Origin of the sequence: Pseudomonas sp. FP2338 (assembly GCF_030687515.1) — a bacterium.
Taxonomy (GTDB): domain Bacteria; phylum Pseudomonadota; class Gammaproteobacteria; order Pseudomonadales; family Pseudomonadaceae; genus Aquipseudomonas; species Aquipseudomonas salomonii.
Window position 1 is genome coordinate 4,995,771 of the sequence record NZ_CP117436.1, and the last position, 13,075, is coordinate 5,008,845.

Annotated in this window: 12 protein-coding genes; 8 read left to right on the forward strand and 4 right to left on the reverse strand. The window is 60.4% G+C overall.

The window, feature by feature from the left end:
• Positions 1–141: 141 nt before the first annotated feature.
• The 3 genes from PSH96_RS22610 to PSH96_RS22620 all read right to left on the reverse strand — a co-directional run bounded on the left by PSH96_RS22610 (position 142) and on the right by PSH96_RS22620 (position 3,038).
• Positions 142–966: an ATPase gene (locus PSH96_RS22610; protein WP_305455193.1), complete on the reverse strand. Its 825-nt coding sequence runs from the start codon at positions 964–966 to the stop codon at positions 142–144.
• A gap of 127 nt (positions 967–1,093) precedes the next feature.
• On the reverse strand, positions 1,094–2,092 hold the full coding sequence (locus PSH96_RS22615) for an NAD(P)-dependent oxidoreductase (RefSeq protein WP_305455195.1): 999 nt from the start codon (positions 2,090–2,092) through the stop codon (positions 1,094–1,096).
• 52 nt (positions 2,093–2,144) lie between these two features.
• A complete protein-coding gene (locus tag PSH96_RS22620; RefSeq protein ID WP_305455196.1) occupies positions 2,145–3,038 on the reverse strand; it encodes a LysR family transcriptional regulator ArgP in 894 nt (297 codons plus the stop codon).
• A 99-nt stretch (positions 3,039–3,137) separates the two neighbouring features.
• Here PSH96_RS22620 and PSH96_RS22625 point away from each other — a divergent pair, with 99 nt between their 5' ends.
• From PSH96_RS22625 to PSH96_RS22655, 7 genes are all read left to right on the forward strand, one after another.
• Complete coding sequence (locus tag PSH96_RS22625) at positions 3,138–3,539, forward strand: ACT domain-containing protein (protein ID WP_056858621.1); 402 nt, start codon at positions 3,138–3,140, stop codon at positions 3,537–3,539.
• Positions 3,540–3,544: 5 nt separating this feature from the next.
• Positions 3,545–4,147 (forward strand): LysE/ArgO family amino acid transporter, encoded by a 603-nt coding sequence (locus PSH96_RS22630; protein ID WP_305455200.1) that lies wholly within the window; start codon positions 3,545–3,547, stop codon positions 4,145–4,147.
• Positions 4,148–4,322: 175 nt separating this feature from the next.
• Positions 4,323–4,919, forward strand: a complete 597-nt coding sequence (locus tag PSH96_RS22635; RefSeq protein ID WP_043049045.1) for a superoxide dismutase — start codon at positions 4,323–4,325, stop codon at positions 4,917–4,919.
• A gap of 159 nt (positions 4,920–5,078) precedes the next feature.
• Positions 5,079–5,276, forward strand: coding sequence for a hypothetical protein (locus PSH96_RS22640; RefSeq protein ID WP_305455203.1), 198 nt, complete (start codon positions 5,079–5,081; stop codon positions 5,274–5,276).
• Between the two features lie 236 nt (positions 5,277–5,512).
• A complete protein-coding gene (locus PSH96_RS22645; protein ID WP_305455205.1) occupies positions 5,513–7,564 on the forward strand; it encodes a bifunctional diguanylate cyclase/phosphodiesterase in 2,052 nt (683 codons plus the stop codon).
• A 127-nt stretch (positions 7,565–7,691) separates the two neighbouring features.
• A complete protein-coding gene (locus PSH96_RS22650; protein ID WP_056858617.1) occupies positions 7,692–9,035 on the forward strand; it encodes an imelysin family protein in 1,344 nt (447 codons plus the stop codon).
• Positions 9,036–9,281: 246 nt separating this feature from the next.
• Entirely contained in the window at positions 9,282–10,736 is a 1,455-nt protein-coding gene (locus PSH96_RS22655) for a TrkH family potassium uptake protein (protein WP_065930471.1), read from the forward strand.
• On the opposite strand, the gene PSH96_RS22660 is transcribed toward PSH96_RS22655, so the two are convergent.
• The gene (locus PSH96_RS22660; RefSeq protein ID WP_065930470.1) at positions 10,693–11,751 is read right to left on the reverse strand and encodes an AraC family transcriptional regulator; all 1,059 of its coding nucleotides are present in this window, start codon (positions 11,749–11,751) and stop codon (positions 10,693–10,695) included. The genes PSH96_RS22655 and PSH96_RS22660 overlap by 44 nt on opposite strands.
• A gap of 161 nt (positions 11,752–11,912) precedes the next feature.
• Here PSH96_RS22660 and PSH96_RS22665 point away from each other — a divergent pair, with 161 nt between their 5' ends.
• On the forward strand, positions 11,913–12,224 hold the full coding sequence (locus PSH96_RS22665) for a DUF962 domain-containing protein (RefSeq protein ID WP_305460146.1): 312 nt from the start codon (positions 11,913–11,915) through the stop codon (positions 12,222–12,224).
• Positions 12,225–13,075: the final 851 nt, after the last annotated feature.

The window sequence follows — 13,075 nt, forward strand, 5'->3', positions numbered from 1 at the left end:
AGGGGAGGTGAAATGTCACCATCTGGTGACATTCGATCGTTTCGATCGTTCCTACGCTCCGCGTGGTCATGCATCCCGTGGTGCTCTGCGCACCCATGCACAGCCCGATAGCGGGGCGCGGAGCGTCCATGGCGGCAACGATCATTGGCCCAGTGGGGTGACCCGCGCGGGCGCGTTGAGCTTTTGGTTAAGGTTCTGAACCTGGCTCTGCAAGGTGGTGATGTTACGCGTGGTCTGGATGCGGAACACGTCGAACTCTTTATTGGTCGGCGCATCGCTGTTGGCGAGCTGGTTTTCCTGCGCGCTTTTAAGCACTAGCAGGTCTTGTTCCAGACGGGCGATGGCTGCGCTCGGGTTGCCTTGCTTCTTCAGGGCAGCGACGTCAGCGGACAGGTCCTTGATGTCACCCTGCGCCGCCTTGAGCGTGGCCACGGCCTCGGTCAGCGCCTGCACCTGGCCCTGGAGCCTGGCATTCGCGCTCGACAACTCGGTGGTGCTGGCGCTCATCTGTGCCAGGCGTTGGTCGAGTTCAGTCGCCTGCCCGGCCACGCCGACTTGCTGCTTGCCTTGCTCCAGCAATTGGGTTTCCAACTGCTTGATCTGCACCTTGAGGGCTTCGCTGCCGTTGTTGACGTTGGCCTCGCTGGCCACCACCTTGCCGGAAATGTCCTGCAGGCGCCCCGCCGCTTCTTCGCTGATGCGCGCAAAGCTTTCCTGGGTGGCGACCAACTGCTGGCCCATCAGGGAAATCTGCTGGAAGCTCCACCAGGCCAGGCCGGCGAAGGCGATCAGCAGCGCGCCGACCAGGGCCCACAGTGGGCCGGTGCTGGCGCTCTTGACCTTGACCACCTTGGTTGTGCGCGAGCGCACGGAGGTGGCGGGAGTCGGCTCGAAATCATCATCGTCCCCGATGTCGGCCCGCAGGCTGGGAACGTTGTCGAAATCGTCTTTGGCATCGTTACGCATGAATCAACCCTGAATCGGTGAGATGGCGACCGCAATAGCCGAGCGAGCGGAGTATAAACCCCGTTCGCGCCGCATTGGTCGACCCGGAAGCCTGAATTCGGTTCCCGATGTGTTGCTGGTTGTGAGCTTATTTCAGCCCCGGATCCTGAGCTTTCCACCAACTGCAGAACTCATCGAGCGCCGTCCACAGGCTGACCTTGGGCTCGTAGTCGAGATAATGCCTGGCGCGGCTGATGTCCAGGGTGAAATCTTTGTTCATGACCTGCATGCCCAGACGCGACAACGACGGCTCCGGGCGCCCCGGCCACATCGCACAGAATGCCTCGTTCAGCGCCGCCACGCTGTAGGACAAACCGTAAGACCGATACCGGGTGACCTGGGGCATGTCCATCTGGCGCATCACGTAATTGACCACATCCCACACCGGCACCGGCGCGCCATTGCTGATGTTGTAGGCCTTGCCCAAGGCCGAGCCGGTGGCGAGCAGGCTGCTGAGCAGCGCCTCATTGAGGTTATGCACGCTGGTGAAATCGACCTTGTTCAAACCGTCACCGACAATGGCCAGGCGGTTCTTGCGCTGCATTTTAAGCAAGCGCGGGAAGATGCTCATGTCGCCCGCCCCGGTGACAAAACGCGGGCGCAGCGCGAGTACTTCGAGGCCGAACTCCTGGGCGCCGAACACCTTCTGTTCCGCCAGGTACTTGGTGGCGGCATACGGATGTTTGAAGCGCTTGGGCACTTGCTCCTCGGTCAGCCCCAGATGGTCGCGGCCATCAAAGTAGATCGACGGCGACGACAAGTGCACCAGACGCCCGACACGCTCCTTGAGGCAGGCCTCGACGACGTTTTCGGTGACCAGCACATTGCCCTGGTGGAAGTCCTGGTACTTGCCCCACAACCCGACGGCCCCGGCGCAATGCACCACGGCTTCGACACCGCGGCACAGCTCGCGCACCAGGTCGGCATCATTGAGATCACCCTGGATAAACTCGGCGCCACGCCTTACCAGGTGCTCCACACCTTCGGCGCGCCGCCCGTTGACCCGCACGTCCAGGCCCTGCTCCAGGGCGAAACGCGCAAAACGCCCGCCAATGAAGCCGCTTGCGCCGGTGACCAGAATTTTCATTTGTTACCCCATGTTCTTTCGTTTTTCATCGCTGTTGCCTTGACGCACGCCATCAGTCCAACGGCACCAACCATTGGCCACAGGCCTGGGCCAGATGATCGGTCAGCAGCCCCAACAATTGCCCGCCACTGCGCCAATGATGCCAGTACAACGGCACGTCGATGGGCTTATCTGGCAACAACTCGACTAATTCGCCGGTTTCCAGCTGGTCGCGTACCTGGAGTTCCGGGACCAGGCCCCAACCCAGCCCGGCTTCGGTCAGGCGAATAAAACCTTCGGAGGACGGGCACAAATGGTGCTCGAAACCGCCGTCCACGCCCAGAGAGGCCAGGTAGCGGTGCTGCAGGAAATCATCCGGGCCGAACACCAGCGCCGGCGTGCGTGCCAACTGATCGGCACGCACGCCTTCAGGAAAATGCCGCGTTATGAATGCAGGGCTCGCCAACGCACGGTAGCGCATGGCACCGAGCAACATGCTGCGCGCCCCGGCCACCGGGCGTTCGCTGGCGCAGATACAGGCAGCCACTTCACCGGCGCGCATGCGCTTAAGGCCCACGGTCTGGTCTTCTACCACCAGGTCCAGCAACAAATGCTGCTCGGCGCAAAAGTCGCTGACGGCCTCGGCCCACCAGGTGGCGAGGCTGTCGGCGTTCAAGGCGATGCGCAGGCGCTCGGGCATGCCCTCCTCGTCCAGCGCCGGCACCTGGCTTTGCAGGTCGCGCTCGAGCAAGCGCACCTGTTGCACATGGTTGAGCAAACGCCGCCCGATGTCGGTGGGTGTAGGTGGCGTGGCCCGCACCAGCACCGGTTGGCCTATACGCGCCTCCAGTAACTTGATGCGCTGGGAAATCGCCGACTGCGAAAGCCCCAGCACCTGGGCGCCACGCTCGAAGCCGGCCTGCTCCACCACGGCCGCCAAGGCGGAAAGCAATTTATAGTCGAACATCAGTTTCTCTAATGAGCGATCAGCAATATTGGTTTTTCTTATACAGCCTGGGCCGGGAGAATGACCAGCATTGCTTCTCTTTATTAAAGGAAACCACACATGGCTGGCGAAACCGCGCTGACAACCCTGCTGCGCAGCATGAGCCCTCATCTAAACGAAGGCGACTACGTGTTCTGCACCCTGCCCGACTCACGTATCCCGGCAGGTTGCGAGATCATCGGCAGCTTTCGCGAGCAGGAAGGTTTGACCCTGATTGTGGAGCGTCAGCAAGCGGAACACGCCGGGCTGGCCTTCGACTATGTGGCCGCCTGGATCACCCTGAACGTGCATTCGGCCCTTGAAGCCGTGGGCCTCACGGCCGCGTTCGCCAGTGCGCTGGGCAGCGCCGGTATCAGTTGCAACGTGATTGCCGGGTTTTATCACGACCACCTGTTCGTCGGCCGCGCCGATGCCGAGCGGGCCATGGATGTATTGCGCCAACTGGCAGCAAACGCGGAGTAATGACCATGTGGCAAAGCTACGTAAACGGGCTGCTGGTGGCTCTCGGGCTGATCATGGCGATCGGCACCCAGAACGCGTTTGTATTGGCGCAAAGCCTGCGCCGTGAACATCACTTGCCGGTGGCGGCGCTGTGCATCGTGTGTGATGCAGTTCTGGTGGCGCTCGGGGTATTTGGCCTGGCTACCGTGCTGGCGCAAAACCCGCTGCTGCTGGGCATTGCTCGCTGGGGCGGCGCGGCGTTCCTGTTGTGGTACGGCACCTTGGCGTTGCGTCGGGCATTTTCCCGGCAAAGCCTGGAACAAGGCGCCAACCTCAAGGTGCGCTCATTGCGCGCCGTGCTGCTCAGTGCCTTGGCGGTAACGCTGCTCAACCCCCATGTGTATTTGGACACCGTGCTGCTGATCGGCTCACTGGGCGCACAACAAACCGAGCCCGGCGCCTATGTCGCCGGTGCTGCCAGCGCTTCGTTCCTGTGGTTCGCCACCCTGGCACTCGGCGCGGCATGGTTGGCGCCTTGGTTGGCGCGCCCGGCGACCTGGCGTCTGCTCGACCTTCTGGTTGCGGTGATGATGTTCAGCGTCGCCTACCAATTGATCAGTGCCGGGTGAATATTCCAAAACGCTCTGGAACCTCTATCCCACACAGTTGTTGCGTGGTTTTGCCGCACCCCCGGTGCTATGATCCGGACCCTGCGCCGCAAAGAGTACAAACTCCCCGGCGCTTGTTTGGCCGCCCGTGATCGGCCTTGCGCTCACCGCAACTGACCTGATTAGGAGAATCATCATGGCTTTCGAATTGCCGCCGCTGCCTTATGCACACGATGCCCTGCAGCCGCACATTTCCAAGGAAACCTTGGAGTACCACCACGACAAGCACCACAACACCTATGTCGTGAACCTGAACAACCTGGTGCCTGGCACCGAGTTCGAAGGCAAGACCCTGGAAGAAATCGTCAAGTCTTCTTCGGGCGGCATCTTCAACAACGCCGCTCAGGTCTGGAACCACACTTTCTACTGGAACTGCCTGGCGCCAAACGCCGGCGGCCAACCGACCGGCGCGCTGGCTGAAGCCATCAACGCTGCCTTCGGTTCGTTCGACAAGTTCAAGGAAGAGTTCACCAAGACGTCCGTCGGCACCTTCGGTTCCGGTTGGGGCTGGCTGGTGAAAAAAGCTGACGGTTCCCTGGCCCTGGCCAGCACCATCGGCGCCGGCAACCCGCTGACCAGCGGCGACACCCCGCTGCTGACCTGCGACGTGTGGGAACACGCCTACTACATCGACTACCGCAACGTGCGTCCAAAGTATGTGGAAGCGTTCTGGAACCTGGTCAACTGGAAGTTCGTGGCTGAGCAGTTTGAAGGCAAGGCCTTTACTGCTTAAGCAACGCTTGCAGTAGAAAGAGCCCGGCCATTGCCGGGCTTTTTTGTGGCCGATGAAAAATGAAATTAATACAGGAAGTGTGGAACTCACTAAACGGAATTGGCCACCCAGCAATCGAGAGAAATAACTCTCTCATTTCATCCTGTAGGAGAGTCCGCAATGGATCCGTTATCGATGGGTATGTCAGCCGTTTCTTCAGTGTTGCCACTCGCAGGCAAAGGCATGGACCTGCTGGGTAAAGGTATGGACCTGCTGGGTAAACTGGTTAATTCCGCCAGTCAGGCCGCCAATGGGGCCCAAGGTAAAATCGGCGGGGATACCCACCAGAAGCACGAGCATCAGATCACGTTCAAATAAGTAAACGAACGCTCAATCAAAGTAAGCCCGCAACACTCGATGTCGGGATATCGAAGGCGTTCCCTTCCTTTCCTGCGCGGTCCCCGAGGGCGATGGATATCATCGCCCTCTTCCTTCCAGGCATTCCCTCCACAGCCTCCAGGCGCCTTAGCCGCAATGTCCCTTTGACTGCCATCACGAGATTGCCAATACTCATGGCATATTGAGGCCGCCCGCATGGAACAAGGAATGACCCTTTGAAGCTGGAACTCAAAAACAGCTTGTCGGTGAAGTTGCTACGGGTTGTGCTGCTCTCGGCATTGATCGTGGGCGTGGCGCTGAGCGTGGCGCAGATCGTGTTTGATGCCTATAAGACGCGGCAGGCCGTGGCCGGTGACGCGCAGCGGATCCTCGACATGTTTCGCGACCCCTCGACCCAGGCAGTCTACAGCCTGGACCGCGAGATGGGCATGCAAGTGATCGAAGGCCTGTTTCAGGACGACGCCGTGCGCATGGCCTCCATCGGCCACCCCAATGAAACCATGCTGGCGGAAAAAAGCCGCGCCTTGCAGCAGTCCCCCACACGCTGGTTGACCGATCTGATTCTTGGCCAGGAACGCACCTTTACGACTGCGCTGGTCGGCAAAGGCCCCTATAGCGAGTATTACGGCGACCTGAGTATCACCCTCGACACTGCCACCTACGGCAAAGGTTTTATTGTCAGCTCGGTAATCATCTTTATTTCCGGCGTGCTGCGTGCCCTGGCCATGGGCCTGGTGCTGTACCTGGTGTATCACTGGCTGCTGACCAAGCCGTTGTCGAGGATTATCGAGCATTTAACCTCGATCAACCCCGACCGCCCCAGCGAACACAAGATCCCCCAGCTCAAGGGCCATGAACGCAACGAACTGGGGCTGTGGATCAACACCGCCAACCAGTTGCTCGAGTCCATCGAACGCAATACGCACTTGCGGCATGAGGCCGAATCGAGCCTGTTGCGCATGGCCCAGTACGACTTTCTTACCGGCCTGCCGAACCGTCAGAAGCTGCAGGAGCAACTGGACAAGATCCTCACCGACGCCGGCCGTCGCCAGCGCCGGGTGGCGGTGCTGTGCGTAGGGCTGGATGACTTCAAAAGCGTCAACGAACAGTTCACCTACCAGGCCGGCGACAAATTGCTGCTGGCCCTGGCCGACCGCCTGCGCGCCCACAGCGGCCGCCTCGGCGCCCTCGCCCGCTTGGGCGGCGACCAGTTTGCGCTGGTGCAGGCCGATATCGACCAGCCTTACGAAGCCGCCGAGCTGGCGCAAAGTATCCTTGATGACCTGGAAGCCGAGTTCGCCCTCGACCAGGACCAGATTCGCCTGCGCGCCACCATCGGCATCACCCTGTTCCCGGAAGACGGCGACAGCACCGAAAAGCTGCTGCAAAAAGCCGAACAGACCATGACCCTGGCCAAGAGCCGCTCGCGCAACCGCTATCAGTTCTATATCGCCAGTGTCGACAGCGAGATGCGCCGGCGTCGGGAATTGGAAAAAGACCTGCGCGATGCCCTGAGTCGCGAGCAGTTCCACTTGGTCTACCAACCGCAGATCAGCTACCTCGACCATCGCGTGGTGGGCGTAGAGGCATTGCTTCGCTGGCAGCACCCGGAACACGGCCTGGTGCCGCCGGACTTGTTCATCCCGCTGGCGGAGCAGAACGGCACTATTATTCCGATTGGCGAATGGGTGCTGGACCAGGCTTGCCGGCAGTTGCGTGAATGGCATGACCTGGGCTTCACCGAGCTGCGCATGGCGGTCAACCTGTCCACCGTGCAGTTGCACCACACCGAGTTGCCACGCGTGGTCAACAACCTGATGCAAATCTACCGCCTGCCGCCACGCAGCCTGGAGCTGGAAGTGACCGAGACCGGCCTGATGGAAGACATCAGCACCGCCGCCCAGCACCTGCTGAGCCTGCGCCGCTCCGGGGCCTTGATCGCGATTGATGACTTCGGCACCGGCTATTCATCCCTCAGCTACCTGAAAAGCCTGCCGCTGGACAAGATCAAGATCGACAAGAGCTTCGTCCAGGACCTGCTGGATGATGACGACGACGCAACCATCGTGCGCGCCATCATCCAACTGGGCAAAAGCCTCGGCATGCAGGTGATTGCCGAAGGCGTGGAAACCGCCGAGCAGGAGGCCTATATCATTTCCGAAGGTTGCCATGAGGGCCAGGGCTACCACTACAGCAAACCGCTGCAGGCCCGTGAGCTGGCGGCATTTTTGAAACAGTCCGAGCGCAACAACGCGGCGATTCTCTGAACCGGCAAATCGATTCCAAATATTTCCCTCGCATAAACCTTTACACAAAATGCAAATCTTTCGCATTATGTCGCAGTTTTTGCGCTTCCCCGCGCGCCCTATCAACAACCGAAGCAGGATGTTCGCCATGATTCGTATGCCCCTGGCCACCGCCAGTCTGCTGGCCATTGCCATTTCTCTCGCCGGTTGCGGCGAAGGTAAAGACAAGGCCGCCGCGCCTCAAGCGCCGACCCCGGCCGCCAGCACTACCGCTCCAGCGGCTGCCACGCCTGCCGGCCAGGTCGACGAAGCAGCTGCCAAGGCCGTTGTCGCGCATTACGCCGACATGGTGTTCGCGGTGTACAGCGACGCCGAATCCACCGCGAAGACCCTGCAAACCGCGATCGACACCTTCCTCGCCAACCCGAACGACGACACCCTCAAAGCCGCCCGCACCGCGTGGGTCGCCGCCCGTGTGCCCTACCTGCAAAGTGAAGTGTTCCGCTTCGGCAACACCATCATCGACGACTGGGAAGGCCAGGTGAACGCCTGGCCCCTGGACGAAGGCCTGATCGACTACGTAGACAAATCCTACGAGCACGCGCTGGGTAACCCGGGCGCCAATGCCAACATCATCGCCAACACCGAGATCCAGGTGGGTGAAGACAAGGTCGACGTCAAGGAAATCACCCCGGAAAAACTTGCCAGCCTCAATGAGCTGGGCGGCTCCGAAGCCAACGTCGCCACCGGCTACCACGCCATCGAATTCCTGCTCTGGGGCCAGGACCTCAACGGCACCGGCCCAGGCGCGGGCAACCGCCCGGCCTCCGACTACATGACCGGCGACGGTGCCACCGGTGGCAACAACGAGCGCCGTCGCACTTACCTGCGCGCCGTGACTCAACTGCTGGTCAGCGACCTGGAAGAAATGGTCGGCAACTGGAAACCCAAGGTCGACGACAACTACCGCGCCACCCTGGAGGCAGAACCTGCCACCGACGGCCTGCGCAAAATGTTGTTCGGCATGGGCAGCCTGTCCCTGGGCGAGCTGGCCGGTGAGCGCATGAAGGTTTCCCTGGAAGCCAACTCGCCGGAAGACGAACAGGATTGCTTCAGCGACAACACCCACAACTCGCACTTCTACGACGCCAAGGGCATCCGCAACGTCTACCTGGGTGAGTACACCCGCACCGACGGCACCAAGATGACCGGCGCAAGCCTGTCGTCGCTGGTGGCCAAGGCCGATCCAGCCGCCGACTCGGCGCTCAAGGCCGACTTGGCGTCGACCGAGGCGAAGATCCAGGTCATGGTTGACCAGGCCAACGCCGGTGAGCACTACGACCAACTGATCGCTGCCGGTAACGACAAAGGCAACCAGATCGTGCGTGACGCGATTGCCGCACTGGTCAAGCAAACCGCCGCGATCGAAACCGCCGCGGGCAAGCTGGGCATCAGTGATTTGAACCCGGATAACGCTGATCACGAGTTCTGATTGATCCTGCGCTGAATAAGGCGACCTTCGGGTCGCCTTTTTTGTGCGCGCTCCCCCTTCCCATACCCACTGTGGGAGCTGGCTTGCCTGCGATAGCGCCAGGTCTGCTACAGATGGGTGGCTGACAGGTCGCCATCGCAGGCAAGCCAGCTCCCACAGTCGAACTGCTTCGCCTCGTACACCCCGGTTTACAAGACCCGCACCGCAGGTAGAATGGCGCCACTCTCTCAAACCCGAGCTTTCTTCATGGCGTTGCCGACCCTACGCATCATCGGTTTCATCATCGGCATCTTCCTGATCACCCTCGCGATCGCCATGGTCGTCCCGATGGCCACCCTGGTGATCTTCGAACGCACCAGCGACCTGCCCTCGTTCCTGTGGGCCAGCATGATCACCTTCCTGGCCGGCCTGGCGCTGGTCATCCCTGGCCGCCCAGAACACGTGCACCTGCGCCCCCGGGACATGTACCTGCTGACCGTCACCAGCTGGCTGGTGGTGTGCATCTTCGCCGCGCTGCCGTTTTTGCTGACCCAGCACATCAGCTATACCGACTCGTTCTTTGAAAGCATGTCGGGCATCACCGCCACCGGCTCCACCGTACTGAGCGGGCTGGACAGCATGTCCCCTGGCATCCTGATGTGGCGCTCGCTGTTGCACTGGCTGGGCGGGATCGGCTTTATCGGCATGGCGGTAGCGATCCTGCCGCTGCTGCGCATTGGTGGCATGCGCCTGTTCCAGACCGAATCCTCGGACCGCTCGGAAAAGGTCATGCCGCGCTCGCACATGGTGGCGCGCCTGATCGTGGCGGCGTATGTCGGCATCACCATCCTGGGCAGCCTGGCGTTCTGGTGGGCCGGGATGGGCTTGTTTGATGCGATCAACCACGCGATGTCAGCGATTTCCACCGGCGGGTTTTCCACCTCCGATGAATCCCTGGCCCACTGGAAACAACCTGCGGTGCACTGGGTGGCGGTGGTGGTGATGATCCTCGGCAGCTTGCCGTTCACCCTGTATGTAGCCACATTGCGCGGCAACCGCCGGGCGCTGATCAAGGATCAGCAGGTACAAGGCTTGCTCGGTTTGCTGATCGTGACATGGCTGGTACTCGGCACCTGGTACTGGTGGACGACCAACCTGCACTGGCTGGATGCCCTGCGCCATGTCGCCCTGAACGTGACGTCGGTGGTGACCACAACCGGCTTTGCGCTGGGGGACTACAGCCTGTGGGGCAACTTCTCGCTGATGCTGTTCTTCTACCTGGGCTTTATTGGCGGCTGTTCGGGCTCGACGGCGGGCGGGATCAAGATCTTCCGCTTCCAGGTCGCCTATATCCTGCTCAAGGCCAACTTGAATCAGTTGATCCATCCACGGGCGGTGATCAAGCAGAAGTACAACGGCCACCGTCTCGACGAAGAGATCGTGCGCTCGATCCTGACCTTTTCGTTTTTCTTCGCTATCACCATCTGCGCCATCGCCCTGGCCCTGTCGCTGCTGGGGCTGGACTGGATGACCGCGCTGACCGGCGCCGCCAGCACCGTGTCCGGCGTCGGCCCGGGCCTTGGCGAAACCATCGGCCCCGCCGGTAATTTCGCCAGCCTGCCGGATGCGGCCAAGTGGATCTTGTCATTGGGCATGCTGCTGGGAAGGTTGGAGATTATTACCGTGTTTGTTCTGTGCATTCCGGCGTTTTGGCGCCACTGACCGTCGATGCCTGCAGCAACCGCGCCCGGTATTCGCCGGGCGTGACGTCGAACCAGCGGCGGAATGCGCGGAAGAAATTGCTCGGGTCGGCAAAACCCAACAGGTAGGCGATTTCCAGCAAGGTCATGCTCGGCTGCGCCAGGTACTGCTCGGCAAGCTCGCGGCGCGTGTCGTCAAGCAGCGTCTGGAAACTGGTGCCCTCCTCCTGCAAACGCCGCTGCAACGTGCGCTGGGACAGGTGCAGGGTTTGTGCCACCACTTCACGCTTGGGCTCACCCTGGGGCAGCAAGCGGCACAGCACCTGGCGCGCCTTGTGGGTCACGCGGCTCTCGGAAAAACGTGCCAGGTATTCGCCAGCAAATCGATCATGCAGCAACGCCATGGCCTCATTGGCGGTGGGCAGCGGCGCATCCATGTCGGCCTGCTCGAAAATCAGTGCATCGTAAGGCGCATTGAACTCCATCGGCGCGTGGAAGGCCTGCTTATAGGGCGCCAGGTCGGCCGGTTGATCGCCTTGCAGCACCACCTTGCGCGGCTGCAGGGTGCGGCCGGTCAGCCAGCCGCACAGGGCCAGGGCACTGGCCAACGAGGCTTCGGCGCTTTGTCGGGTAGGCGGCAGGTGATCGCCATGCACCGTCAGAATCAGCGCATAACCTTCAGGCAGCAGTCGAAAACTCAGGTCGGCGCTTTCGGCGATGATGCGCTGGTAACGCACCAGGCGCATAAAACCTTCGGCCAGGGTGTTGCTGGACATCAAGGCGTAACCGGCCACATGAAACGACGCCGGGCGCACCACCTTGCCCATGTTCAAGCCGATCGCGGGGTTGCCTGACAACTCGACAGCGCGCTGCCACAGCCGGGTCATGGAGTCTTGCGCAAAACGTGCATCAGGGTCACTGAGGGCGGCGTAGTCCAGGCCCAACTGCTTGAACAGGACACGGCAATCCAGGCCGTCCATTTCCAACGCTTTGACGATGCCCATTGCCCAGCTTGCAGAAGTTGTTCGTTCGCTCATGGCGTCTTCTTGAAAAAAGCAGGCTTAAACGGCAGCCAGGAAGCCAAGGATACTAAAGTGGCATCTATTGTCACTGGCTGTTACCACTGATCACTCTAGACTCAAATAAGCTCCCCGCCGAACACCTGTTGGGCGGCATCTCCAGCCCAGGGCCGATCACTGTGGAAAACGTCAAGAAATTTAACAGCTTCGCTGAGTTTTACCCTTACTACTTGAGTGAGCATGCCAACAGCACCTGCCGGCGCCTGCACTTTATCGGCACCACCTTGGTGATTGGGATTCTGGCCTATGCCATTGGCCGTGGCTCAGTGGGGTTGCTGCTGGCCCTGCCGGTCGCCGGCTACACCTTTGCCTGGATTGGGCACTTCTTCTTCGAAAAGAACCGTCCGGCGACGTTTCAACATCCGTTCTACAGTTTGTTGGGGGATTTTGTGATGTATCGCGACATGATTTTGGGGAAGGTACCTTTTTGAGGTGTTTGTGGGTTTTTTTGAATTTCGGGGGGGGCTGCTGAGTACATATCCGTTGCTGCGGTAACGGCGGCCTATGGTTCCGCTCTTACAGCGGGTCACTTTTGGCAAACGCCCCAAAAGTAACCAAAAAGTCTTCGCCCCACCACTCGGCACCTCGCTGTGGCTCGGTGTGCCCGCACTCCGGCTTGAATCCGTGGGCCGCCGCGATGGGCCATCCTTGGCCCAGCGCGGCTAACCCGGCGTCCTGCCGGGTTACCCACGGATTCAAGCCTGCGTTCGGCCATCGTGGTTGACGGGGCGCCTCAGATCAAAAGCAGATCAAGATCAAAAGCAGAGCACGGCGGCCTAGTAGCCGACCTGAGTGGTTGAATCAAAAGCCAGATCAAGTGCAAGGCAAAAACCTATCTACCTGATGCAACACAGTCTAAATGTGGGAGCGGGCTTGCTTGCGAAAGCGGTGTGTCAGTTGATTCATCTGTCAATGACCCACCGCATTCGCGAGCAAGCCCGCTCCCACAGTTGACCGCATGTAGTTTTAAATATGAGGTCGGCTGCGGATTTGCATGCACTGAAGAGCTGCTTCTCTGTGGGAGCTGGCTTGCCTGCGATGCAGACACCTCGGTACATCAGGTACAACGAGTTGATGCCATAGCAGCGGTGCGACGATTCGACAAGCCAGCTCCCACATTAGACCGAGTATGGCTCTGCTGTTGCTGTTGCTCTGGCTCTTACATCCTTTTCGCTGACGAAGTCAGCGGTCTTTTGATCTGCGCTTTTGATCTTGATCTGAAATCGCCCCGTTAAACACGATGGCCGGAATTCGACAGGGATTTGGGGGGTAAACCGGCAGG

Bases quoted from the DNA above. Each gene is read 5' to 3' on its own strand.
- PSH96_RS22660 (WP_065930470.1), bottom strand. From the start codon at position 11,751: ATGAGCGAACGAACAACTTCTGCAAGCTGGGCAATGGGCATCGTCAAA.
- PSH96_RS22655 (WP_065930471.1), top strand. From the start codon at position 9,282: ATGGCGTTGCCGACCCTACGCATCATCGGTTTCATCATCGGCATCTTC.
- PSH96_RS22625 (WP_056858621.1), top strand. From the start codon at position 3,138: ATGGCTGGCGAAACCGCGCTGACAACCCTGCTGCGCAGCATGAGCCCT.
- PSH96_RS22640 (WP_305455203.1), top strand. From the start codon at position 5,079: ATGGATCCGTTATCGATGGGTATGTCAGCCGTTTCTTCAGTGTTGCCA.
- PSH96_RS22610 (WP_305455193.1), bottom strand. From the start codon at position 966: ATGCGTAACGATGCCAAAGACGATTTCGACAACGTTCCCAGCCTGCGG.
- PSH96_RS22630 (WP_305455200.1), top strand. From the start codon at position 3,545: ATGTGGCAAAGCTACGTAAACGGGCTGCTGGTGGCTCTCGGGCTGATC.
- PSH96_RS22635 (WP_043049045.1), top strand. From the start codon at position 4,323: ATGGCTTTCGAATTGCCGCCGCTGCCTTATGCACACGATGCCCTGCAG.
- PSH96_RS22650 (WP_056858617.1), top strand. From the start codon at position 7,692: ATGATTCGTATGCCCCTGGCCACCGCCAGTCTGCTGGCCATTGCCATT.
- PSH96_RS22620 (WP_305455196.1), bottom strand. From the start codon at position 3,038: ATGTTCGACTATAAATTGCTTTCCGCCTTGGCGGCCGTGGTGGAGCAG.
- PSH96_RS22615 (WP_305455195.1), bottom strand. From the start codon at position 2,092: ATGAAAATTCTGGTCACCGGCGCAAGCGGCTTCATTGGCGGGCGTTTT.